The 24442-nt window shown below is 72.1% G+C and carries 19 protein-coding genes; 11 read left to right on the top strand and 8 right to left on the bottom strand.

All coding sequences use genetic code 11. The annotated features are described in order from the left end of the window. Positions 1-234: 234 nt before the first annotated feature. A complete protein-coding gene (gene acmB, locus FF100_RS02630; RefSeq protein WP_139033989.1) occupies positions 235-1413 on the top strand; it encodes a methyl acetate hydrolase AcmB in 1179 nt (392 codons plus the stop codon). A gap of 267 nt (positions 1414-1680) precedes the next feature. Here acmB and FF100_RS02625 read toward each other — a convergent pair whose 3' ends face one another. Beyond that, on the bottom strand, positions 1681-2931 hold the full coding sequence (locus tag FF100_RS02625) for a NupC/NupG family nucleoside CNT transporter (protein WP_139033988.1): 1251 nt from the start codon (positions 2929-2931) through the stop codon (positions 1681-1683). 189 nt (positions 2932-3120) lie between these two features. Between FF100_RS02625 and FF100_RS02620 the strand changes: the two genes are divergently transcribed. Beyond that, complete coding sequence (locus tag FF100_RS02620) at positions 3121-5478, top strand: caspase family protein (RefSeq protein WP_139033987.1); 2358 nt, start codon at positions 3121-3123, stop codon at positions 5476-5478. A gap of 103 nt (positions 5479-5581) precedes the next feature. On the opposite strand, the gene prfB is transcribed toward FF100_RS02620, so the two are convergent. The 5 genes from prfB to FF100_RS02595 all read right to left on the bottom strand — a co-directional run bounded on the left by prfB (position 5582) and on the right by FF100_RS02595 (position 11496). Further along, positions 5582-6710 (bottom strand): peptide chain release factor 2 gene (gene prfB / locus FF100_RS02615; protein WP_139033986.1). Its coding sequence is split into 2 segments (ribosomal slippage): positions 5582-6640 and positions 6642-6710, totalling 1128 coding nucleotides; the frame shifts between segments, so codons are not numbered across the junction. Positions 6711-6788: 78 nt separating this feature from the next. Then, entirely contained in the window at positions 6789-7163 is a 375-nt protein-coding gene (locus FF100_RS02610) for a type II toxin-antitoxin system PemK/MazF family toxin (protein ID WP_139033985.1), read from the bottom strand. Continuing rightward, complete coding sequence (locus FF100_RS02605; RefSeq protein ID WP_139033984.1) at positions 7160-7438, bottom strand: AbrB/MazE/SpoVT family DNA-binding domain-containing protein; 279 nt, start codon at positions 7436-7438, stop codon at positions 7160-7162. Before FF100_RS02605 ends, FF100_RS02610 begins: the two co-directional genes overlap by 4 nt. Before the next feature lie 64 nt (positions 7439-7502). Next, the gene (locus FF100_RS02600) at positions 7503-9929 is read right to left on the bottom strand and encodes a penicillin-binding protein 1A (protein WP_139033983.1); all 2427 of its coding nucleotides are present in this window, start codon (positions 9927-9929) and stop codon (positions 7503-7505) included. 205 nt (positions 9930-10134) lie between these two features. Then, the gene (locus FF100_RS02595; RefSeq protein ID WP_139033982.1) at positions 10135-11496 is read right to left on the bottom strand and encodes an N-acetylmuramoyl-L-alanine amidase; all 1362 of its coding nucleotides are present in this window, start codon (positions 11494-11496) and stop codon (positions 10135-10137) included. A gap of 772 nt (positions 11497-12268) precedes the next feature. Between FF100_RS02595 and FF100_RS02590 the strand changes: the two genes are divergently transcribed. The 5 genes from FF100_RS02590 (at position 12269) to FF100_RS02570 (ending at position 18794) form a co-directional block, all read left to right on the top strand. Further along, a complete protein-coding gene (locus tag FF100_RS02590) occupies positions 12269-15568 on the top strand; it encodes an Rne/Rng family ribonuclease (RefSeq protein ID WP_139033981.1) in 3300 nt (1099 codons plus the stop codon). Between the two features lie 398 nt (positions 15569-15966). Beyond that, a complete protein-coding gene (locus FF100_RS02585; RefSeq protein ID WP_139033980.1) occupies positions 15967-17292 on the top strand; it encodes a methyl-accepting chemotaxis protein in 1326 nt (441 codons plus the stop codon). A gap of 81 nt (positions 17293-17373) precedes the next feature. Further along, positions 17374-17811: a VOC family protein gene (locus FF100_RS02580; protein ID WP_139033979.1), complete on the top strand. Its 438-nt coding sequence runs from the start codon at positions 17374-17376 to the stop codon at positions 17809-17811. A gap of 8 nt (positions 17812-17819) precedes the next feature. Next, positions 17820-18299 carry an SRPBCC family protein gene (locus tag FF100_RS02575; protein WP_139033978.1) on the top strand — a complete coding sequence of 160 codons (480 nt, stop codon included), beginning with the start codon at positions 17820-17822 and terminating at the stop codon, positions 18297-18299. 18 nt (positions 18300-18317) lie between these two features. Beyond that, on the top strand, positions 18318-18794 hold the full coding sequence (locus FF100_RS02570) for a VOC family protein (protein ID WP_139033977.1): 477 nt from the start codon (positions 18318-18320) through the stop codon (positions 18792-18794). A 33-nt stretch (positions 18795-18827) separates the two neighbouring features. Here FF100_RS02570 and FF100_RS02565 read toward each other — a convergent pair whose 3' ends face one another. Together FF100_RS02565 and FF100_RS02560 are read right to left on the bottom strand one after the other, a co-directional pair. Beyond that, positions 18828-19598 carry a class I SAM-dependent methyltransferase gene (locus tag FF100_RS02565; RefSeq protein ID WP_139033976.1) on the bottom strand — a complete coding sequence of 257 codons (771 nt, stop codon included), beginning with the start codon at positions 19596-19598 and terminating at the stop codon, positions 18828-18830. Between the two features lie 29 nt (positions 19599-19627). Beyond that, positions 19628-20794 carry an aminotransferase class I/II-fold pyridoxal phosphate-dependent enzyme gene (locus tag FF100_RS02560; RefSeq protein ID WP_139033975.1) on the bottom strand — a complete coding sequence of 389 codons (1167 nt, stop codon included), beginning with the start codon at positions 20792-20794 and terminating at the stop codon, positions 19628-19630. Between the two features lie 183 nt (positions 20795-20977). On the opposite strand from FF100_RS02560, the gene FF100_RS02555 reads away from it, so the two are divergent. The 4 genes from FF100_RS02555 to FF100_RS02540 all read left to right on the top strand — a co-directional run bounded on the left by FF100_RS02555 (position 20978) and on the right by FF100_RS02540 (position 24393). Then, positions 20978-21790, top strand: coding sequence for a DsbA family protein (locus tag FF100_RS02555; RefSeq protein WP_139033974.1), 813 nt, complete (start codon positions 20978-20980; stop codon positions 21788-21790). 163 nt (positions 21791-21953) lie between these two features. Beyond that, positions 21954-22445, top strand: a complete 492-nt coding sequence (accB, locus tag FF100_RS02550; RefSeq protein ID WP_139033973.1) for an acetyl-CoA carboxylase biotin carboxyl carrier protein — start codon at positions 21954-21956, stop codon at positions 22443-22445. Positions 22446-22524: 79 nt separating this feature from the next. Beyond that, a complete protein-coding gene (gene accC / locus FF100_RS02545) occupies positions 22525-23880 on the top strand; it encodes an acetyl-CoA carboxylase biotin carboxylase subunit (RefSeq protein WP_139033972.1) in 1356 nt (451 codons plus the stop codon). A gap of 240 nt (positions 23881-24120) precedes the next feature. After that, on the top strand, positions 24121-24393 hold the full coding sequence (locus FF100_RS02540) for a hypothetical protein (protein WP_139033971.1): 273 nt from the start codon (positions 24121-24123) through the stop codon (positions 24391-24393). Positions 24394-24442 lie beyond the last annotated feature (49 nt).

The following is a 24442-nucleotide window of genomic DNA, read 5'->3' as shown; positions in this document are numbered from 1 at the left end:
GCCCGACAATGCCCCGCCCGGCGGCAGGTTCCGCTCCGTCAGCAGCTTCGGCAGGATGAAGCGGCGCTTCTCTTCGTGCAGGCGCCATGGGCGTGGGATGCCCTCGCTGAAGCGCCCGATGCTGCCTTGCGACGCTCGCGACAGGGTGATCGCCGGTCCCATGCCTGACACGGACTCGGACTCCCTCTACCCTGTCGGCCGAGAGCGCAGCAGCGCCGCGCCGGGAGGATGACGATGGGCGAGACACTGAAGGACGCGGCCGACGCGATCCTGCGGCGCGGAGTGGAGCGGGCCCCCGGGCTTCCGGGCGTCGTCGCCGTGGCGACCGACCGGGAGCGCACGCTCTATGCCGGCGCGGCCGGGCAGCGCGGCGACGGCGCGCCGATGACGACCGATACGGTGATGGCGATCTTCTCCACCACCAAGGCGGTCACCGCCACCGCCGCATTGCAGCTCGCCGAGGAAGGCCGGCTCGACCTCGACGCCCCGGCCGCCGCCTACGTGCCGGCCCTCGCCGAGATCCAGGTGCTCGACGGCTTCGCCAGGGACGGCGCGCCGCGCCTGCGCCCGCCGGCGCGGCCGATCACCACCCGGATGCTGCTGCTGCACACGGCCGGCTTCGGCTACGACATCTTCAATGAGGCCTATGCCCGGCTCCTGCGCGAGACCAGGCGGCCGGGCGTGACCAGCGGCACCCGCGCCGCGCTCATGACGCCGCTCCTGTTCGATCCCGGCGAATCCTGGGAATACGGCAGCAGCATCGACTGGGCCGGACAGGTGGTCGAGGCGGTGACGGGGCAGCACCTCGGCAGGGTGATGCGCGAGCGGATCTTCGATCCCCTCGGCATGGAGAGCACCGGCTTCGCGCTGACGCCGGCGATGCGCGCCCGCCTCGCCCGGATGCACCAGCGGGCTGAGGACGGCACGCTCACGGTGCTCGACGGCTTCGAGCTGCCGCAGGCGCCGGAGGTCGAGATGGGCGGCCACGGGCTCTACTCCACCGCCGAGGATTACCTGCGCTTCATCCGGCTCTGGCTCAACGACGGCGCCGGCCCGCACGGGCCGGTGCTTCGGCCCGAGACCGTCGCGATGGCGGCGACGAACGGCCTCGGCCCCTCGCTCAAGATCCGCGCCCTGCCGGGGGTGAAACGCCACCTCTCGCACGAGGCCGAATTCTTCCCCGGGATGCCGAAATCCTGGGGTCTCAGCTTCATGATCAACGACGAGGACGCCCCGACCGGGCGCTCCGCCGGCTCCCTCGCCTGGGCCGGCCTCGCCAACCTGTATTTCTGGATCGACCGGACGAAGGGGGTCGGCGGGTTCTGGGGGACGCAAGCGTTCCCGTTCGCCGACCCGGCCGCGGTGGAGAATTTTCTGGAGTTCGAAACGGCGGTCTACCGAAGCGTGAGCTGAGGATCGACACGACGCGCGATGGCGATTGCGCGTCAGACTTGTTGCGCCCTCCGCGCCAGCCCGGGACCGCGCAGCGGAACCTAGGCTTCATGACCGCCGAGGGGTCATGGCGAGGGGAACCGCTATCCGTCTCGCCCCGCCTCCAGCGGTCGTGAAACCCGGGTTCTCGGCTTCGCCGAGCCCCGGGATGACGGGAGGGTGTCGCGAGGTCCGGTGCCGTCGATCGTGCGGGTGCAATGGTGGTTGACGGCGTGCCGACCCCACCCCTCACGCCCCGATGAACACCCCGGCGATCGCCGCGCTCGTCAGGTTCGACAGCGTCCCGGCCAGGATCGCCCTGAGGCCGTAGGACGCCACCTCGGATCGGCGCTCGGGCACGAGGCTGCCGAAGCTCGCGAGCTGGATCGCGATCGACGACAGGTTCGCGAAGCCGCACAGCGCGAAGCACAGGATCGCGGTGGTGCGGTCCCCGAGCGCGTTGCTCTTCAGCACCGGCGAGAGATTGGCGTAGGCGAGGAACTCGTTGAAGGCGAGCTTCTGGCCGATGGCGCCGCCGACGAGCGTCGCCTGATCCCAGGGCACCCCGAGCAGCCAGGCGAGCGGCGCCAGGACGAATCCGAGCCCTCCCTCGATCGAGGCGCCGGGCATCCCGACGAGACCCCCGGCATAGGCCACGATCCCGTTGACGAGCGCGATCAGCCCGACGAAGGCGATCAGCATCGCGCCGACCGCCACCGCCACCGCGAGGCCCTTCTGGGTGCCGTCGGCGGCGGCCTCGATCACGTTGACCGCCCGGGTCTCGCCGAACTCGACCCGCATGGTCTCGACCCGGCTCGGCTCGGTCGAGGGCACCAGGATCTTGGCGTAGAGGAGCCCGCCGGGGATCGCCATGAACGAGGCGGCCAGCAGGTAGGGCATCGGCACGCCGAGGCCGGCATAGCCGGCGAGGATCGAGCCGGCGGTGGAGGCGGCGCCGCTCGTCATCACGGCGAAGAGTTCGGCCCCGGTGAGGAGCGCCAGGAACGGGCGGAGCGCCACCGCGATCTCGCTCTGCCCGATGAAAATGGTGATGACCGCCGAGAAGGTCTCGATCGGCGACGTGCCGAGCACCCGCTGCAACGCCGCCCCGAGCGCCCGGGCGAGCGCCTGCATCACGCCGAAATGGTACAGGACCGCGATCAGCGCCGAGACGTAGATGATCGGCGGCAGCACCCGCAGGGCGAGCACGAAACCGCCGCCGCCGAACAACTCGAACATCTTCGGCTCGACGAGACCGCCGAACAGGAACGCCACGCCCTTGTCGCCATAGGACAGGATTGCCTGGACCGCGTCGGCGACGGCGCTCAAGGCCGTGCGGCCCGCCGGCCAGAACAGCACCAGGGCGCCGAGCGCGATCTGGACGGCGAGCGCCGACAGCACCACCCGCGGCCGGATCGCCCGGCGGTTGGTCGAGAACACCACCGCGATCGCGATCAGCACCGCGATGCTGGCGGCGGCGTGGAGCAGGCGGTCCGGCATCACAACGTCCCAAGGGCGGACCTCGCCCGTCGGCAGGGCCCAGCAAGCCTGATGCCGCATCGTTCAGTGCCGGTTCAAGCGCGACGGTTCGTGATGCCGCACGCCATCGTGCTGCCCGGAAGAGCGGCGATCCGGTGCGACATCCGGGGAACGCGCGACCCCGATCGTCGGCCACGGGAGGTCCACGCCATGCCGCCGCTCCGACACGTCATCCTCGCCCTCGCGGCCCTGGCCGGCCTGGTGACGAGCGCCCTGCCTGTAACGGCCGCCCCGGCCGAGCGGCGCATCGCCCTCGTCGTCGGCAACGGTGCCTATGCGGCCGGCCCGCTGCCCACCGCCGCCAACGATGCCGGCCTCGTCGCCCAGACGCTGCAAGCGGCGGGCTTCGACGTCGTCGGCGCCCGCGACCTCGACGAGGCGTCCCTGCGGCGGAGCCTGCGCGACTTCACCGACAAGGCCGCGGCGGCGGGGCCGGACGCGGTCGCCTTCGTCTACCTCGCCGGGTACGGCTTGCAGCTCGAGAACGAGGCCTATTTCGCGCCGGTCGATGCCCGGATCGAGGCCGCCTCCGACGTGCCGCTCCAGGCCCTGCGGATCTCGGACTACGTCAAGCGCCTCGCCGCTTTGCCGCTCAAGGCCCGGTTCGTGGTGCTCGACGCCGCCCGAACGGCGCCGTTCCGCTTGGCGGGCGATCCGCTGGCCGGCGGCCTGCCGCTGGTCGAGGCGGAGCCCGGCAGCCTGATCGCCTACAATGCCGCCCCGGGCACCGTCGGCCCGGCCGAGACCGGTCCCTACGGCGCCTATGCCCTCGGCCTCGTCGAGATGATCCGCGAGGGCGGGCTCGCGCCCGCCGCCCTGTTCGAGCGGGTGCGGCTGCGGGTGGCGGAGGTCACGGGCGGGGCCGAAGTGCCGTGGAGCGCCTCGCGCATCGAGGCACCGTTCGTGTTCCTGGAGCGCGCGGCCGGCGCGCCGTCGCTGGCCGGGTTCACGCCGCCGCGATCCCCGCTCGGCGAGATCGGCGCGCGCGAGGCCTATGCCGCCTGTCTCGGCCGCGACACCCTGGCGGGGTACGAGGAGTTCGTCGCCGCCTATCCGCGCGACCCGCTGGCCAAGCGCGTGCGGGCGATCATCGCGGCGCGGCGCGAGGCCCTGACCTGGCGCCGCAGCGCGCTCGCCGACACGCGCGAGGCCTACTGGTCGTACCTCTCCCGCTATCCACGGGGCCCGCATGCCTGGGACGCGCGCCGGCGCCTGACGGCGCTCGCCGCCGCCTTCGAGCCGCCGGCGGATTACCGCGTGCTGGCCTACGACGTGCCGCCGCCCCCGCCGGACGAGGTGATCTTCGTCGCGCGGCCGGCGCTCGTCCTCGACGATCCGGTCTATGCCCTGCCGCCGCCGCCCGTGGCGTTCCTGCCGCCGCGGCCGACCGTGCTGGTCGAGCTGGCCCCGCCCCCGCCGCCGGTCGAGACCTCCGTGCTGCCGGTTCCGGTCTACGTCCCGGTCCCCACCTACGTCATCGCCCCGCCGGCCGTGGTGCCGCCGCCGAACCCGGTGCTGTTCCAGAACCTGCACGTCACCACCACGGCCGTCATGCACGAGCACGGCCCCGAGCCGGTGCCACCGGGAGCGGCGCGCCTGACGGCGCCGGCCGTCGGCGCCGTCGCGGGAGCCGCGCTCGGCGCCGCGGCGGCCCGCATCGCCCTGCCGCCGGCCCTCCAGACCGCGACCGGTCGTGGCGCACCCGGCCAGATCCCGCGCGCCGCCGCCGGTCCCGCGGGCGTGACGGTGCCCGGAGCGACCGTCCTGCGGCCGAGCCTGCCCGGCCAGATCCCGTCCCAGGCGCCGGCCGGACCGCGCCCGACCCCGGCGCAGGCGCTGCCCGGAGCAGGCGGCACCCCGCTGCCCGCCGCCGCCGGTCGGCCCGGAATGCCCGGCCTTGCTGCCGGCACGCCGCCGTCCGGCCGGCCCGCCGGGCTCGGCCAGATCGCGCCGGGCGGGCCGCCGCCCGCGAGCCAGCCCCCGGTTCCGCCGGGACAGCCCATCCCCGCTGCACGGCCACCGCAGGGTTCGTCCGCGGCGGCACCGCTGCAGGGCCTTCAACCTCAGGGGGTCCGCCCGCCGGTCTCGCCGTCGCGCCCGGTCCAGCCGCCCCGGATGGTCGCCCCCGCCCAGGCGCCGCGGCCGGCGATGCAGCCCCTCGCGCCGCCCCGCATGGTCGCGCGCCCCCCGCGGCCGGATGACGGGCTGCAGCGGATGCGGATGGAGCAGGCCGTGCGCCAGCAGGCGATGCAGCGGCAACAGGCGCTCCAAGCCCAGCAGGCGCAGAGCCACCAGCGTTTCGAGGCGCAGCAGATGATGCAGCGCCAGCAGCAGCAGATGCAGGACGCGATGCGGCGCCAGCAGGCCCAGGCGATGCGCCAGCCGCAGATGATGGCGCCGCGGCCCCAGCCGCTGTCACCGCACCCGCCGCAAGCCGCGCCGCGACCGGCGCCTCACGCCCCGCCGGGCCATGGCTGCGGCCATCCGGGCGGGCCGTCCTGCCGCTAGGGCGACCGCCGTCGACGGCTCCCGAGAACGACGAAGGGCGCGGCCCACCCCCCATCCGGAGGAGGTACCGCGCCCCGTCGTCGCTCGAGCCTGGGACAGGCCCTCAGTCGATATCCTCGACCGCGTCGGCGCCGCCATAGACCCGGTGCGCCAGCGACGCCTCGATCAGGTCGTCGATGTCGCCGTCGAGGACGTCGTCGGGGCTGGTCGACTGGGCGCCGGTGCGCAGGTCCTTCACCAACTGGTACGGCTGGAGCACGTAGGAGCGGATCTGGTGGCCCCAGCCGATATCGGTCTTCGAGGCCGCCTCGGCATTGGCCTTCTCCTCGCGCTTCTTCAGCTCGAGCTCGTAGAGGCGGGCGCGCAGCATGTTCCAGGCGGTGGCCCGGTTCTTGTGCTGCGAGCGCTCCTGCTGGCACGCCACCACGATCCCGGTCGGGTTGTGGGTGATGCGCACCGCCGAATCGGTGGTGTTGACGTGCTGGCCGCCCGCGCCCGACGACCGGTAGGTGTCGATCCGGCAGTCGGATTCCTTGATCTCGATCGTGATCCGGTCGTCGATGACCGGATAGACCCAGACGCTGGCGAAGCTGGTGTGCCGCCGGGCGTTGGAATCATACGGAGAGATCCGCACCAGGCGGTGGACGCCCGATTCGGTCTTCAGCCAGCCATAGGCGTTGTGGCCCTTGATCAGGAGCGTGGCGCCCTTGATCCCGGCCTCTTCGCCGTCCGACCACTCGACGATGTCGACCTTGTACTTCCGGCGCTCGGCCCAGCGGGCATACATGCGCTGGAGCATGTTGGCCCAGTCCTGGCTCTCGGTGCCGCCGGCGCCGGCATGGACCTCGAGATAGGTGTCGTTGCCGTCGGCCTCGCCCGAGAGCAGGGTCTCGATCTGGCGGCGGGCCGCCTCGACCTGCACGGCGCGGATCTGCTCCTCGCCCTCGCGGATGCTGGCGGTGTCGCCCTCCATCTCGCCGAGCTCGATCAGCGTCGCGCCGTCCTCCAGGCCCTGCTCCAGGCGCCGGATCGACGTCACGGCGTCGTCGAGCTGCGTGCGCTCGCGCATGACCTTCTGGGCCTCCTCCGGATCGTTCCAGAGCGAGGGGTCCTCCGAGCGGGCGTTCAGCTCCGCGAGGCGCTTGTCAACGGTATCCCAGTCAAAGATGCCTCCTCAGCAGTCCGATCGACTGCTTGGCGGCATCCGAGAGTTGCTCGATCTCGGCGCGCATCTGGTGTGGGTTCACTCGCGTGAGGTGGGGTGGAGGGTGATAGCGCCGGGGGGCGCGGGTGTAAACGGCGGGCTGCTCTCACGAGTCCGGCTCGGGATCGAACAAGCTCGCCACTCGGTCTGCAATCTCATCGACGGTCGCTGCCTCTACGACGCCTACGAGACGCGCCGAACCATCCGCTAGACGGGAGCGCAGATCGAAGCTGCGCAGGTGAGTGCAGACGGCAACGCCCGTCACACCATCCCCTCGGACCGGTACGGTAAGTCCAGCTGCGCGGGCTCCGGCCGCAACCGTAGAAACGACGACTACGACTGCAACACCATGGACGTTCACGGCCTCGGGGGTCAAAACGATCCAGTAGTGCCGATCTCGCATTTCGCGCCCGACGACCGGATTCGGATCGATGGAGTAGATTTCACCGCGCTTCGGAGCCCGCGGACGAGGCCCCGTCAACCCAATTCCCGACCAACGGGGTTACCATCGAGGGATCCGGCAACGCCTTCGTAGATCTCCGGCAGATGCTCGGCACCCACGAGCAGCTCGGCCAGCGTGTAGCGACGTGATTTACGGGCTGCAGGCTCGTGGACCGGCACCGCGACGATCGCCCCATCCTTCACCTCAAGCGCGAGCGCCGTGCCGACGCCGGCGCCGATGCTGTCCAGGAGTTCGCTCGGCAGGGTCACAACACGTGAGCCGTCCTGCTCACGAACTTTCATGATGATCGACATTCGCCCAGATTCCCGACGCCACTACGCATCGTAGCATAGTCGGGAATCTGGGGTGAGTGGAGCTTCAGTACAGCCCGCCCGCCTGGGCCGCCCGGTCCGCGTCCGGCGGCACCGCCGCCGGGGCCGCCGGCTGGGCGCTGGCGGGGGCCGAGTAGCTGTCCGGCGGGGCGGTGCCGGGCTTGAAGGCCTCGAGCAGGCCACCCTCCGATCCGCCGGCGCGGGTGCCGCTGGCGGCGTTGACGCGGATCAGCTTGATGCCCGGGGGCACGCGGAACGGGGTCGGCGGCTTGTCCTTGAGGGCGGCCTTCAGGAAGTCGCGGGCGACCGGGGCGGCGAGGCCGCCGCCGGTGGCGCGGTCGCCGAGGGAGCGCGGCTTGTCGTAGCCGATATAGATGCCGACCGCGAGATCGGGCGAGAAGCCGACGAACCAGGCGTCCTTGGCGTCGTTGGTGGTGCCGGTCTTGCCGGCGAGCGGCTTGCCGATCTCCTTCAGGATGGTGGCGGTGCCGCGCTGGACCACGCCCTCCATGATCGAGACGATCTGGTAGGCGGTGAGCGGGTCCAGCACCTGCTCCGACTCGTCGACGAGCTTCGGCTCGTCCTGGCCCGACCACTTCTCGGCGTCGCAGCCGATGCACTTGCGGGTGTCGTGGCGGTAGATCGTCTCGCCGTTGCGGTCCTGGATCCGGTCGATCAGGGTCGGACGGATGCGCCGGCCGCCATTGTCGAGCATCGAGTAGGCGGTGACCATCCGCATGACGGTGGTCTCGCCGGCGCCGAGCGACATCGGCAGCACCGGCAGCATGTCGTCGTAGACGCCGAAGCGGCGGGCATACTCGGCGATCAGCGGCATGCCGACATCCTTGGCGAGCCGCACCGTCATCAGGTTCTTCGAGTGCTCGATGCCGTAGCGCAGGGTGTGCGGACCGCCGGACTTGCCGTCGTAGTTCGACGGCGTCCAGGCCTCCTGGCCGGGACCGGCCTCGATGGTGATCGGCGTGTCGAGGACGATCGAGGACGGCGTGTAGCCGTTGTCGAGCGCCGCCGAGTAGACGATCGGCTTGAACGACGAGCCGGGCTGGCGCATCGCCTGGGTGGCGCGGTTGAACTCGCTCTCGTCGTAGGAGAAGCCGCCGACCATGGCGTGGACGCGGCCCGTATAGGGATCCATCGCCACGATCGCGCCGGAGACCTCCGGGATCTGCCGCAGGCGGTAGGCGTTGCCGGCCCCCTCCATCCGCTCGACATAGACCACGTCGCCGGGGTTGAGCGCGGCGGCGACGCCGCGGCCGGTCCAGCGCACGCCCTCGGCCGTGATGATGCCGGTGTCGCGGTCCTTCGAGACCTGCCCCGAGCTCTCGCGCTTCGGCTGCAGGCCGATCGTGGCGCGCCCGCCCGAGGTGTCGAGGACCACGGCGAGGCGCCAGGGCTGCACGTCGCCGAGCGCCGGCACCTCGGCCACCGCCATGCCCCAGTCGCGGCCGGCGAGCTCGACCCGGCTCTTCGGACCGCGCCAGCCGCGGGCCTGGTCGTAGCGCACGAGGCCGTCGACGAGCGCCTTGCGGGCCATCGCCTGCATCTTCGGGTCGAGGGTGGTGCGCACCGACAGGCCGCCCTCGTAGAGCTTCTTCTCGCCGTAGCGCTCGGAGATCTCGCGGCGGACCTCCTCGGCGAAGTAGTTCGCGTTGGCGGTGTTCGGCGAGACGTTGCGCGGGTTCACCCCGAGCGGCAGCTTGCGCTCCGATTCGGCCTCCTCCTTGGTGATGTACCCGTTCTGGGCCATCAGGCCGATGATCTCGTTGCGGCGCGCCAGCGCCTGCTGGGTGCGGCGATAGGGGTGGTAGTTGTTCGGGCCCTTCGGCAGCGCCGCGAGATAGGCCGCCTCGTGGATCGTCAGCTCGTGCACCGACTTGCCGAAATAATCGAGCGCAGCGGCCGCGATACCGTGCAGGTTGCGGCCCGGCACGATCGTGCCGAGGAAGATCTCGTTGAGGTAGAGCTCGAGGATCTTGTCCTTCGAGTAGGTCGACTCGATGCGCAGCGCGATCAGCGCCTCGCGGATCTTGCGGTCGAAGGTCTGCTCGGAGGAGAGCAGGAAGTTCTTGGCGACCTGCTGGGTGATGGTCGAGGCGCCCTGCTTCTTGCCGCTGGACGCGTTGGTGACGATCGCCCGGACGATGCCCTCGGGATCGATGCCGCCGTGCTTGTAGAAGTTCTTGTCCTCGGCCGACAGGAAGGCCGCGACGACGATCTTCGGCATCGCCTGGATCGGCAGGTAGAGCCGGCGCTCGCGGGCATACTCGGCGAGCAGGCTGCCGTCGGCCGCGTGGACGCGGGTCATGACCGGCGGCTCGTAATTGGCGAGCGCCGCGTGGTCGGGCAGGTCGCGCGAATACTTCCAGAAGAAGTAGCCGCCGGCCGCGGCACCGACGACGACCATCATCGCGCCGATGCTGAACAGGAAGCCGAAGAAGCGGAGGATGAAGCGCATCGAAACCCGATCCGTCGATGATGCCGCGCGGCCCCTACAGGGCCTGCTGTGTAGCCCGAGACTGGTGGCGGAGGCCACGCCCGGGCACGGCTCCTCACGAGAACGCGACCGTCACGACGACGCGCGAACCGCTCCCGCGCTTAGCGGAGGAGGACCGCGAAATCCAGGACAGCGAGGGGCCGACGGGTCCCTATCGACACGGGATCTATGGTGAAACTGGGGCGGGTCCGCCCTGGACCGTCGCGCCCTGGCCCGGCGTGATCTGGGCCGCCCGGCCGATCCGGGGCGCGTCCGGCGCGCGGGCGGTGACGGAAGGCGGCAGGCGCGAGGCGAAGAACGCCTCGATGGCCCCGGCCATCTGGCCGGTCACATTGGCCCGCCACTCGTCGGAGAGCAGCAGGTCGAGGTCGCGCTTGCTCGACAGATAGCCGAGCTCGACCAGCACCGAGGGCACGTCGGGCGAGCGCAGCACCCGGAAGCCGGCCTCGCGATGGGGCTTCACGCTCATCTCCATCACGCCGGACAGGCGGGTGAACAGCCCCTTGGCGAACCGGGCCGAGAAGCCGCGGGTCTCGCGCAGGGTGAGTTCCTGGAGGATGTCGGCGACGTCGCCCGGGCCCTCGCCCTGGTCGGCGCCCGCCGCGGCGTCGGCCTTGTTCTCGCGGTCGGCCAGCCGGGCCGATTCGGCGTCGGTCGCCTTCTCGGAGCCGGTATAGATGGTGGCGCCGCGCACCTGCGGCGCGGCCGAGATCGAATCGGCGTGGATCGACACGAACAGGTCGGCCCGCGCGTCGCGGGCGATGCGCACCCGCTCGGCGAGCGGGACGAACACGTCGCGGTCGCGGGTCATCTGCACCCGGATCCTGCCGCCGGCCTCCAGGCGCTGCACCAGCCCCTGGGCGACCCCGAAGACGATGTCCTTCTCGTAGACACCGTTGCCCGCGATGGCGCCGGGATCGATGCCGCCATGGCCGGCATCGACGATGACGAGGGGGCGCGAATCGCCTGCGTGCTGCGAGGCCGGCCCGGCCGGGCGGGCCGGCTCCGGCGGCTGCGCGGCGCGCCGGAACGCCTCGCGGTCGCTGCGGGCGAGATCGATGGTCAGCAGCGTCGCCCCGTCCCGGCTCCGGGTGGTGGTGGCGACCCGCGCCACCGTGGCGGCCTGGGCGAGGTCGATGACGATGCGCGAGCGGCCGGGGGCGAACAGGCCGTAGCGGTAGGAGGCGACGAGGCCGTCGCGCTTGCGCCCGGCCTCGGGGGGCAACTGGAAATTGACCTCGGGCAGGTCGACGATCGCCCGGTCGGGACGCTCCATCACGAAGGCCCGCGCCTCGACCGGCCGCGACAGCACCACCGTCAGGCGGGTGCCGCCCTCCGGGCTCGCCGCGACCTCGGCGGCGATCGCCACGGCGGGACGCTCGACGGCGGGACGCTCCGGCGCGCCGACGGCACCCGCCGACGGCGCGGCGATGCCGAGCGCCGGCACGACGAGGCCCACGGCCAGAACGGCGGCACGGACCAGCGATTGGATCGGCGATTGGCTCGGACTTGCGCGTCGTGTCGGCATGGCTCGCGGCGACCTGAAGGCTCCATCCCGGTTACGCGATAACCGCGCCATGGTTAACGCATCGCGAAGGCTTCCGGATCAGTGGCGTCCGGCTGTTGCCGCTGGGGCACGGCGGGCATCGCCGCCGCGGGAGGCCGATCCCCCGCTCATCACCGCGTTGGAGCTTGCAAATTCCGCCGGACACTCTGTAATGATGATGACCCCTGCCCGTTGCCGCCGGCTTCTCGCCGCGGACCACGGGCTCGCCCGGGCGCTCTTGCAGCGGCTTCGGCGCTGGCCGGCCGCCGGCGGATCGTCCGACGATCTCGCGAGCCGGGCAGGTGTCTTGAGATCCGCGACGGCGTTCGTGAGCGTCGTCGCCCGTTTTTTACCGGCGGCCGGACCTTTGCGTCCCGGCGCCTGATTCGAAAGGTCGGTGGGAGTATGCGTGGACGCACAGCCTCGGGTTTCGAAGCTGCTGCCCCAGGCGCGCGCATCCGGCGTCGCGCCCGTCCGTGCCCCCTGCCCCCGGCCATCGTCAACCCCTCGCGCGCGTGGATGCGCGCAGCGGCGATTGACGGCCCCCCCTGCACGACATCATCCGCCGAGCCCGAACGGGCACGGCACGGGACAGCCCTCCCGGCGCGGGTTTCCGCGCCCGGGGCGGCACCGGACTACGGAGGCTCGTCCTCCCGCGCACGGCCAGGATCTCTGAGGCCCTCGTCCTCACGGTCCGTTCCCGGATGGCCCCGTCCAGCGGCCAAGCCGTCGGTCGCCATGCCGAAAGTTCGCCATGGCCAACAAGATGCTCATCGATGCCGCCCACCCGGAAGAGACCCGGGTGGTGACGGTCAAGGGTTCGAAGGTCGAGGAATTCGACTTCGAATCCGCTAGCCGCCGCCAGCTGCGGGGCAACATCTACCTCGCCAAGGTCACCCGGGTCGAGCCGTCGCTGCAGGCCGCCTTCGTCGAGTACGGGGGCAACCGCCACGGCTTCCTGGCCTTCAGCGAGATCCACCCCGACTATTACCAGATCCCGATCGCCGACCGGATGGCGCTCCTCGAGGAGGAGGCGCGGGCCGAGCGCGAGCACGAGGAGCGGCCCGAGCGCCCAGAACGCAGCGAGCGCAGCGAACAGCCCCGCCGCCGGCGGCGCCGCGGCCGCCGGGCCGAGGCCGCGTCGCGTCCGGCCGACGCCGTGGTGAGTGCTCCCGCCGACGAGGCGCAGGACTCCCAGGAGAACGGCTCCCACGCCCCGGAGACCGGCGCCGAGGCGACCGGCTGGCAGGACACGCATCCGCGCGAGACCCTCACGCAGGAGACGTTCGTCCAAGAGGCGCCTGCACACGAGGCGCTTGCTCAAGAGGTGCCTGCTCAAGACGCGACTCCCCAGGATGCTCCGTGGGTGGAGAACGCCGGCGCCGAGAGCGGCGAATCCCCGGCACACGGGCACGCGGGACACGAGCACCCGGTGCAGGACAACGCCTCGGCCGGCGAGACCCCCGCGGTCGAGCCGTCCGGTGAGGTGCGGCCCCCCGCCGAGACCCCTGCCGGCGACGCCGGCGCGCAGGACGCCGTCGCCCAGGCAGCCCCCGGCTCCGAGAGCGACCCGGCGCAGGCCGAGGGCGGATCCGAGACCCCGGCGGCGATCGCCGCGGCCGTGTCGGCGGCGCCCGCTCCGGTCGAGAGCGCCGGCGTCGAGACGTCGGCCGAGGCTGCCGCCGCCGAGCCGGCCAGCGAGGTCGCGCTGCCCCAGCCCGTCGCCGCCTCGCAGCCGGTCGACGCCGACGAGACCGTCGCCGCGTCGGAGGACGAGGACGACTCGGACGACGAATCCGAGGACGACGAGGACGACGAGGACGAGGACGAGGACGGCGAAGAGGACGACGAGGACGAGGACCACGAGGAGGCGGTCGTCGAGCAGGTCGGCGGCCGTGGCGACGCGCTCGCCGAGATCCCCGAGCGGCCCCGCACCCCGCGCCGGCACTACAAGATCCAGGAGGTGATCAAGCGCCGGCAGGTCATCCTGGTCCAGGTCGTCAAGGAGGAGCGCGGCACCAAGGGCGCGGCGCTCACCACCTACCTGTCGCTGGCCGGCCGCTACTCGGTGCTGATGCCCAATACCGGCCGGGGCGGCGGCATCTCGCGCAAGATCACCAGCGCGGCCGACCGCAAGCGCCTTAAGGAGATCGCCACCGACCTCGAGGTGCCCGAGGGGATGGGCGTCATCCTGCGCACGGCCGGTGCGTCGCGCACCAAGCCGGAGATCAAGCGCGACTTCGAGTACCTGATGCGGCTGTGGGAGAGCGTGCGCGAGCTGACCCTGTCCTCCGCCGCTCCCGCGCTCGTCTACGAGGAGGGTTCGCTGATCAAGCGCGCCATCCGCGACCTCTACAACAAGGACATCGACGAGGTTCTGGTCGCGGGCGAGGACGCCTACCGCGAGGCCAAGGACTTCATGCGGATGCTGATGCCGACGCAGTCGAAGGTGGTGAAGCCCTACCGCGACCCGACGCCGGTCTTCGCCCGCTTCGGGGTCGAGCAGCAGCTCGACGCGATGTTCTCCAACCACGTCTCCCTGCGCTCGGGCGGCTACCTCGTCATCAACCCGACCGAGGCCCTGGTCTCGATCGACGTGAACTCGGGGCGGGCCACCCGCGAGCACGACATCGAGGACACCGCGTACAAGACGAACCTGGAGGCCGCCGAGGAGGTGGCGCGCCAGCTGCGCCTGCGCGACCTCGCCGGCCTGATCGTCATCGACTTCATCGACATGGAGGAGAAGCGGAACAACCGCGCCGTCGAGAAGAAGCTGAACGAGTGCCTGAAGAACGACCGCGCCCGCATCCAGGTCGGCCGGATCTCGCCCTTCGGCCTGCTCGAGATGTCGCGCCAGCGCATCCGCACCGGCGTGCTCGAATCGTCCTCGGTCCCGTGCCCGCATTGCGGCGGCTCGGGCTTCGTGCGGGCGACCGCCTCGGTGGCCCTGCTGATCCTGCGGGCGATCGAGGAGGCGCTGATCAAGTCGAGCAGCCACAACCTGGTGCTGCGCACCCGGACCGAGGTGGCGCTCTACATCCTCAACCAGAAACGCGCCCACCTGCACGAGCTCGAGGCGCGGTTCGGCGTCGCGATCATCATCGCGGCCGACGAGCGGCTGGCCGCCACCTCGGCCTTCCACCTCGAGCGCGGCGACCTCGCGCAGCGGGTCGAGCCGCGCCCCGTCACCAGCATCCGGGCCGAGGCGGTGCTGCCGCCGCCGCTCGAGGAGGAGGACGAGGACGAGGAGATCGTCGAGGAGGCCGAGGTCGACGAGGTCGAGGCGGAAGGCGAGGACGAGACCGGCGATGCGGAGGTGGAGGCCGGCGAGGCCGAGGCCGAGGCCGACGGCGCGCCTCGCGGCGAGGACGAGGGCGGGGGCAAGCGCCGTCGCCGCCGTCGGCGCCGGCGCGGGCGCGGCGAGCGCTCCGACGAGGCCGAGGGCGCCGAGGGCGAGGAGAGCGCCGAGGCGGCTCCCGCCGAGGCCGGCAGCGCCGAGGCCGTCTCGATCCCGATCACCGAGGACGGGGCCGCTCCGGGCCGGGACGAGCGCGAGAGCCGCGAGGAGGCCCTCAGCCGGCGCCGTCGGCGCGGGCGCCGCGGCGGCCGCGGACGCGACCGCTTCGAGGAGACCGGCGGCACGATCGGTGACGAGGTCGTGGTCGGAGCCGAGGCGCCCGAGGCCGGCGGCAGCCTGGTGCAGGACGCGCTGGCCGAGGAGATCGTCGCCCTCGACGAGATCGCCGGGCCGGCACCCGAAGCGGTCGGCAGCCCGGTCACCGCGCCGGACCTCCCGGCTCCGGATCTTCCGGCGGTCGAGCGCGAGGCCCTGACCGTCGCGGCGATCGAGGCACCGGCCCCCGCCGGGATCGACGGGGCGACGCCGCGCGACGAGCAGGCGGCCGAGCCCGTGCAGGCCGTGGAGCCCGCACCCCCGGCCTCCGAGCCCGAGCCCGAGCCGGTGGCGGTCGTGCTGACCCCGCCCGCCGATCCGGATCGCCCCAAGCGGGCCGGCTGGTGGTCGCGCACCAAGGCGGCGATCGGCGGCGAGTGACCACGGGCGGGACGGGCGAGCGGCCCGTCCCCACCATGACCTGAGGGGTCATGCGGGCCGCGCTCCGGACAGGGGCGCGGCCATTTTCATGGCGGCTGCCGGCCGCGCCGGGCCTGTCCTGCAACGTCCTGTCGGTCGCCGCATGATACGGAGCATCGACTACGCTCGTTTTAGGAATATACTCATGAATTTGCCTATTCGACGATAATTTCGACCATTTTGTCTGAAAACGGAAAATGCAGAGATAGAGAGTGATTGCCGGAGGGGCACCCGGCGCGCGCGTCCCGCGCGGCGACCCAAAGTCACCTAACACGATAGACGCGACAACCTGCCCGACGTTAACGGAACCGATACGGACATCACCGTAAATCGCTTTGTTAGCTTTTCAGAGTTTTCCGATGTTCCGCTCCCGCCGCACCACGCCGCCCGCCGCCGTCGAGACGCCCGAGATGGTCGAAGGCCGCCTCGCGGTCATCGTCGACCACGCCGGCGCGACCGGGGCGGATCTGGGCAGCGGACCGCTCGCCAGCGCCCTCGGGCGCCTGCTCGGCCAGATGCGCGGTGCCGCCGCGACGGATCTCGGCCATGCCGCCGGCATCGCCGCCGAGGCGTCCGAGGGCGCCACGGTCCTCGGCTGGATGACGCACGATGCCGGCGAGATCGCCGGCCAGACCCGCGCCATGGCGGCGGCGGTCGAGGAGGTGGCGGCCTCGACCCGGGAGCTCGCCGGCCGCTCGCAGGCCAGCGCCGACCTCGCCGCCCAGGCGAGCGGCGGCATCGCGGCCTGCGCGACCGACATGCGCGAGGCGAGCCGCACCATGGCGGCCATCGAGACCCATGCCGGGCAGATCGAGCAGCGCCTGACCGGCTTCGAGGGCGCGGCCCTCCAGATCCAGGAAATGGCCGGCACGATCGAGGCGATCTCGAGCCAGACCAACCTGCTGGCGCTGAACGCGACGATCGAGGCGGCCCGGGCCGGCGAGGCGGGGCGCGGCTTCGCCGTGGTGGCCGCGGAGGTCAAGCAGCTCTCCGGCCAGACCGCGCGGGCCACCGAGCAGATCCGCGGCCGCCTGGCGGTGCTGCTGCAGGAGCTCGCGGCGATCCAGGCCGCCGTCGCCGAGAGCCGGCAGGCGGTGGCGGATGGCAGCGCCGCCGTGTCGCGGGTCGAGGCCCGCGTGGCCCAGGAAGGCGAGGCCGTCGCCCGCTCGGCGGAGGGCATCCGGGCCCTCGCCGACGTGCTCGGCCAGCAGGAGGCGGCGACCGCCGAGATCTCCTCGGGCGTGCAGCAGGTCGCCGGCAAGGCCCAGAAGACCCGCGACGAGATCGGCGGCCTGATGACGATCCTGGTGCGGGCCGAGGCGGCGGCGCAAGCCGCCCTCGATGCCGGTGCGGCCCGGGGCCTGCCGGCCTACGCCCTCGTTCGGCTGCCCGCGGATGTCGGTGCGTGGAAGCGCCGCCTCGCGGCCTGCCTGGTCGGGACCGGCTCCGCCACCGCGGCCGTGGCGCCCTTCGGCGGCGGCGAAGCGGCCGATTTCGGCGTCGATCCCGCCGATCCCGTCGCTGCCCGGCTGCTCGCGGCCAGCACCGAGGCCCGGCGCCATGCCGCCGTGATGATCGAGGCCCTGGGCGCGGGCGCCTGGGACCGGGCGATCCCGGCCTTCCAGGCATTCGAGGCCGCCGCCAAGACGATGGTCGCGGCGGCCGCGGAGATCACCGCGCGCTGAAGCGTTTTCGTGGCGCGGCGTCCCGGCGTTAGACTGTCGCGCCGACGCTGATTCGGTCCGCCGTCCACGGGAGGAGCGCGCATGAGCAACCCGAACCGCGACATCCCGACGACGGCGCCGGTGCAGGGCGGACTCGTCACCTACCTGGTGCTGGACGGCGCCCTGAAGGCGGCGGAGTTCTATGTCCGCGCCTTCGGCGCCGAGATCGTCGCGGCGATGCCGGCCGACGCGCAGGGGCGGACGCCGCACGTGCACCTGCACGTCAACGGCTCGTCGCTGATGGTGAGCGACGCCTTCCCCGAGCATGGCTGCGCGCCGGCGCCGCCGCAGGCCTTCACCCTGACCCTGATGGTCACGGATATCGACGCCCGCTACGCCCGCGCGGTCGAGGCGGGCGCCACCACCCTGACGCCGCCGGCCGAGATGTTCTGGGGCGACCGCTACGGCCAGGTGCGCGACCCGTTCGGCGTGACCTGGGCCATGAATCAGCAGAAGTCACATCAGCACAAGACGCAGTGAGGTCCGCCATGACCGACCCCGCGACAACCGAGGGCGGCGGGCGCGAACTCGTCCTCACCCGCCTCATCCCCGCCTCCCCCGCCGTGCTGTACCGGGCCTGGACCGAGCCGGACCTGCTGAAGCAGTGGTTCGCCCCGCATCCCTTCACCGTCGCCGAGGCCGAGACCGATCCCCGCCCGGGCGGCGCGACCCGCATCGTCATGCGGGCGCCGGACGGGACCGCGTTCGCGAGCCGCGGCGTCTATCTCGAACTGGTCGAGAACGCCCGCATCGTCTTCACCGACGCCTACACCTCCGCCTGGGAGCCGGCGGAGAAGCCGTTCTTCACCGGCATCGTCACCTTCTCGCCCGAGGAGGGAGCCACCCGCTACACGGCCCGCCTCCTACACTGGACGGAGGAGGACCGCGCCGCGCACGAAGCCATGGGCTTTCACGACGGCTGGGGCCGCTGCGCCGACCAGCTGGCCGATCTCGCTTCCCGGCTGTAACCCCTGCGGAGACGCGTCATGACGAGCGTCAGCACCTGCCTGTGGTTCGCATGCGACGCCGAGGTGGCGGTGCGAACCTACATCGCCCTGGTGCCGGATTCGCGCCTTGGCCGGATCCTGCGCGCCCCCGGCCCGTGGCCTGGGGGGCAGCCCGGCGACGCGATCCTGGTGGAGTTCACCCTCGGCGGCCAGAGCTTCCAGGCGCTCAATGGCGGGACACCGGCAGATTACGGCAATGCCGCCTCGATCGCGGTGTCGTGCCCGGACCAGGCGGCCGTCGACCGGCTGTGGGACGGGCTGCTCGCGGAGGGCGGCACGGAGATCCAGTGCGGCTGGCTGCGCGACCGCTGGGGCGTGCCCTGGCAGATCGTCCCCGAGATCCTGCCGCGCCTCATCGCCGATCCGGATTCCGCCGTCGCGGCCCGGGTCTTTGCCGCGATGCAGGACATGGTCAGGCTCGACGTGGCGGCCTTGGAGCGGGCGGCCGCCGGCTGATCCGGGGCCGACCGCGCGGGAGCGGCCCTCCGCTCATGCGAGCCGCTCGCACCAATACACGTGGGTCCGGTACGGGAACGTCACCTCCGCCCGCCCGGCGAGGTCCGGCGTGCGGGCAATCAGGTCCCGGACGTCCTGCGCCACCCGGTCCTGCTCCGCTTGCGGCAGCGCCGCGATGAAGCTGACCGACAGGGTGCGGTCGAGGATCACCTGCTCCGGAGTGCCGGCATGGCCGTGGGGGAAGGCCTCCTCGTGCAGCGGCCCGAAGCCCTCGGCCGGGAAGGGCCGGCGCCAGGCCCCGGTGTGGTAGCGCGGCGCGTCGCCCTCATGGGCGTTCATGATCGCCGTCAGCGCCCGGACCCAGGACGTGGCCTCGTCGCGAACGTTCCAGACGAGGCCGAACCGGCCGCCGACCCTCAGGACCCGGCGGATCTCGGCGAGCGCCGCCGGGGTCGCGAACCAGTGGAAGGCCTGGGCGCAGACCAGCGCGTCGAGGCTCCCGTCCGCCAGCGGCATCGTCTCGGCGGAGCCGGCGCGCGCCGTCACGCCGGGCAGGGACGCGGCGAGCTTCGCCCGCATCGCATCGACCGGCTCGATCGCCGTCACGTCGGCGCCGGTGGCGGCAAGCAGCGCGGTGAACTTCCCGGTGCCGGCGCCGAGATCGGCGACGGACCGGCCGGGCCCGAGGCGGAGCGCGTCCGCGAGCCAGCCGGTCAAGGCCGCCGGATAGTCGGGCCGGCCCTTGGCATAGGTGTCGGCGCCGGCGGTGAATCCGGTCGCGGCGGCGGGATGCAGGTCGCGCATGGAAGCCCTTTCTCAGCTCGGATGAACCCTCAGCGCAGCCAGCCCTTCAGCCGCCGCACCGCCTCCTGCGCCTCGGCCTCGCCGCCGGCGAAGGAGAGGCGCAGGTGGTGCGCGCCGGCCTCGGGGTCGAAATCGAGGCCCGGGGTCGCCGCGACGCCGGCCTCGTCGAGCATCCGGCGGCAGAAGCCGATCGAGTCGTTGGTGAGCCGGGCGACGTCGGCATAGAGATAGAAGGCGCCGTCGGCCGGGTGCACGTCGCCGAGGCCGACCGACGGCAGCTCGTTCAGCAGCAGCGACCGCGCCCGGGCATAATCGGCCTTCACCAGTTCCAGCTCCTCGGTCGCCTCGAAGGCGGCGAGAGCCGCCACCTGCGACAGGTAGGGCGCCGAGATGTAGAGGTTCTGGGCCAGCCGCTCGATCGGCCGCACCAGGGCTTCCGGCACCACCATCCAGCCGATGCGCCAGCCGGTCATGCAGTAATACTTCGAGAACGAGTTGATCACGACCGCGTCGGGATCGACGGCGAGGGCCGTCGCGGCCGGCACGCCGTAGGTCAGGCCGTGATAGATCTCGTCGGAGATGAAGCGCAGGTTCAGCGCGCGGCAGGCCTCGGCCAGGGCGCGCAGGCCGCCTTCGTCGATCATCGTGCCGGAGGGGTTCGCCGGGCTCATCACCAGGAGGCCGGAGAGCGGCGCGCCCGCGTGGGCGGCCCGCAACGCGGCGGCCGTCGGCACGAAGCCGTCCTCGGCCCGCAGGGTCAGGCCGACGGGCTCCAGGTCGACCGCCTGGAGCACCGAGCGGTAGGCCGGGTAGCCGGGTGCGGCGATCGCCACCCGGCCGCCGGCATCGAACAGGCTCAGGAAGGCGAGCACGAAGCCCGCCGACGAGCCGGTGGTGACGACGACCCGCTCCGGCGCCACCGCGACGCCGTAGGCCTCGGCGTAGTGGCGGGCGATGCGCTCGCGCAGGGGCGCGATGCCGAGGGCCTCGGTGTAGGGGATGCGGCCCGAGGCCAGCGCGGCCTGCGCCGCCGCGATGGCGCTCCGCGGCGCCGGGGCCGAGGGCTGGCCCACCTCCATATGCACCACGCTGCCGCCCTGCCGCTCGCGCCGCGCCGCGGCGGCGAGCACGTCCATCGCCAGGAAGGGCGCGACGCGGGCGGCGCGGCGGGAGACGAGAGAAGCGGGATCGGACATGACGGGCCTTGAGCGGGATGGTCTCGGGTGTGCCCCCGCACATAACGGGATTTGCCGGAGAATGCGCCCTGCGGTCGACGCGGGCGTGATTTGACAAGCCTGCCGCGAAACCGCCTAACCGGCGGCTCAAGGAGCGCGCCGGACCCGCGCTCCGCCGATGGACGCCCGCCGATGAGGACGACGATGCTGCCCCTGCCCCGCCTTCTGCCCGCCCTCGCCGTCGCGGGCCTCGTCGCCGCCGCCGCCCCGACGCAGGCGCAGTCGCCGACCACGACTCCGGCGGGTCAGGGCCCGGCATCGGCCGCCCCGATGACCGACGTCCAGCGCCAGGCGATCGAGAGCGTGGTGCGCGACTACCTGCTCAAGAACCCGGAAGTGCTGCAGGAGGCGATGACCGAGCTGGAGAAGCGCCAGCAGGAGGCCCAGAAGGTCGCCCAGGCCAGCGCCCTCAAGGAGACCCGGGACACCCTGAACAACTCGCCGCACGGCTTCGTCGCCGGCAACCCGAACGGCGACGTCACGGTGGTCGAGTTCTTCGATTACAATTGCGGCTACTGCAAGCGGGCCCTCACCGACCTGCAGACCCTGATCAAGGGCGACCCGAAGCTGAAGGTCGTGCTGCGCGACTTCCCCGTGCTCGGGCCCGATTCGCTCGAGGCCAGCAAGGTGGCGCTCGCCGCCAAGCAGCAGCTCAAGGGCGACAAGCTGTTCGACTACCACACCCGCCTGCTGGAGAGCCGCGGCCGGGTGAACGGCGAGCGGGCGATCGCGGTGGCGAAGGAGATGGGCCTCGACATCGCCAAGCTCCAGAAGGACATGCAGGCTCCCGACATCCAGGCGGCCCTGCAGGAGAATGTCGGCCTCGGCGACAAGCTCGGCCTGTCGGGCACCCCGGCCTTCATCATCGGCGACGAGATCATCCCGGGCGCCGTCGGCGTCGAGCCGATCCGCAAGACCGTGGCCGGCGTGCGCCAGTGCGGCCACGCCACCTGCTGAGCGCATAGGCCCGCTCGCCTGAAGGCCGGCGCCCCTATCGCGCGCCGGCCGCATGGTCTAAGAGGCCCGCCGATCGTCCGCAGGACACGAAGACGCCCCCGCGTCGTCCGCGGGCCGCCCGGCGGGTCACCCCGCCCCTCCATCACGATTGCCGAAGACCGCCGTGCCCTCCAACAACAAGCATGACCCCTTCGACCCCGAGCTCGTCCGCGAGCTCGCGACCCTGATCGCCGAGACCGATCTCAGCGAGATCGAGGTGGAGAAGGGCGACCTGCGGATCCGCGTCGCCCGCGAGCGCATCGTGCAGCAGGTCCAGGTGCCGGTCGCCGCCGCCGTCGCCCCGGCGCTGCCCGCCGCCGCGCTGCCCGCCGCAGCCCCGGCCCTCACCACCGAATCCGACCCGAAGGCGCTCGCCGCCCACCCGGGCGCGGTGCTCTCGCCGATGGTCGGCACCGCCTACCGCAAGCCCTCGCCCGAGGCGAAGACCTTCGTCGAGGTCGGCTCGCGGGTCGAGAGCGGCGCCCGGGTCCTGCTCGTCGAGGCGATGAAGACCTTCAACGACATCGTGGCGCCCCGCGCCGGCACCGTGACGGCGATCTTCATCGAGGACGGTCAGCCGGTCGAGTTCGGCGAGCCCCTCCTGCTGATCGAGTGATCCGCTTCGTTTCTTTAGTCTGCCGCAGGTTTTCATCGCGAAACCGGCGGCCACTTTTGCGAAACCTGCTCAGGGCCCCATGTTCGACAAGATCCTGATCGCGAACCGGGGCGAGATCGCGCTCCGGATCCTGCGGGCCGCCAAGGAGCTCGGCATCGCGACCGTGGCGGTGCATTCCACCGCCGACGCCGACGCCATGCACGTGCGGCTCGCCGACGAGAGCGTGTGCATCGGCCCGCCGCCGGCCCGCGACAGCTACCTCAACATCCCGTCGATCATCGCCGCCTGCGAGATCACCGGCGCCGACGCGGTGCATCCGGGCTACGGCTTCCTGTCGGAGAATGCCCGCTTCGCCGAGGTGCTCAACCACCACGGCATCGGCTTCATCGGCCCGAAGGCCGAGCACATCCGGGTGATGGGCGACAAGATCGAGGCCAAGCGCACGGCCAAGCGCCTCGGCATTCCCTGCGTGCCGGGCTCCGAGGGCGGCGTCACCGACACCGACGAGGCCAAGCGCATCGCCGCCGATATCGGCTATCCGGTGCTGATCAAGGCGGCGTCGGGCGGCGGCGGCCGCGGCATGAAGGTCGCCCGCAGCGAGGCCGATCTCGAGAACGCCCTGATGACCGCCCGCACCGAGGCGAAGGCGGCCTTCGGCGACGACGCGGTCTATATCGAGAAGTATCTCGAGAAGCCGCGCCACATCGAGGTGCAGGTGCTCGGCGACGGCCGCGGCAACGCCATCCACCTCGCCGAGCGCGACTGCTCGCTCCAGCGCCGGCACCAGAAGGTCTGGGAGGAGGGCCCCTCCCCCGCCCTCAACGCCGAGATGCGCGAGCAGATCGGCGGCACCGTCGCCCGGGCGATGCAGGAGCTGGGCTATCTCGGCGCCGGCACGATCGAGTTCCTCTACGAGGACGGGCAGTTCTACTTCATCGAGATGAACACTCGGATCCAGGTGGAGCACCCTGTCACCGAGATGATCACCGGGATCGACCTCGTCAACGAGCAGATCCGGGTGGCGGCGGGCGCGCCCCTGTCGGTGCGCCAGGAGGACGTGCGGGTCGAGGGCCACGCCATCGAGTGCCGGATCAACGCCGAGCACCCGACCACCTTCCGGCCTTCGCCGGGCACGATCACCTACTTCCATCCGCCGGGGGGCCTCGGCGTGCGGGTCGATTCGGCCGCCTTCCAGGGCTACCGCATCCCGCCGCACTACGATTCGCTGATGGGCAAGCTCATCGTCCACGGCCGCACCCGCAACGAGTGCCTGATGCGGCTGCGCCGGGCGCTGGACGAGTTCGTGGTCGCGGGCGTCGACACGACCCTGCCGCTGTTCCGCACCCTGGTGCGCAATGCCGACATCCAGAACGGCCTCTACGACATCCACTGGCTCGAGGAATTCCTCAAGACCGGCGGGCTCGAGATCGCCTGAGGACGACCGACGCCGCGTGGCTTTCGTCGAGGGGGCGCCGCGAGGCGCCCCCTTCGCGTGTCCGGGTGCGGCGACGCAGCAATCGATGGCGCGCAAGATTTTTGCGGGCCACGCGGAACGGGGCGGCGTCTCGCCAGTTCTTCCGGCAGCAACGGCCAGGACAGACTGGGTCATCCCTGCGTCAGGCAGTGAACAGGTCCAGTCAAGGCCGGAACGAAGCAATCCCGACCGAAGAGAGATATGACGATGCGCGTGCTCAAGCTCGCCGCCCTGGCCGCCCTGCTGGCCACCCCGGCCCTCGCCCAGGCGCCGGCCTACCCCACCCCGGCCGCTCCGGTGGTCGACCCGCTCACCACCGGCACCGTCGGCAACCCGGGCGTCCCGGCCCGCGTCGGCGGCGTCGGCGAGAACACCTTCCCGACGGATGTCAGCTCGGCGAAGGGCGGCAACGCCGCGATGCCGAGCCGCATGAACCCGAATCTCGGCAACACCTCCGGCGGCCCGTCGAACTAAGCCGGAGGGGAGCAGCCCCGCGACCCGATCCGAACGGCCCGCGGCCCAG

Origin of the sequence: Methylobacterium terricola, from assembly GCF_006151805.1 — a bacterium.
In the GTDB taxonomy this organism is placed as follows: Bacteria; Pseudomonadota; Alphaproteobacteria; order Rhizobiales; family Beijerinckiaceae; genus Methylobacterium; species Methylobacterium terricola.
This window is presented reverse-complemented; position numbering and strand designations above follow the sequence as displayed.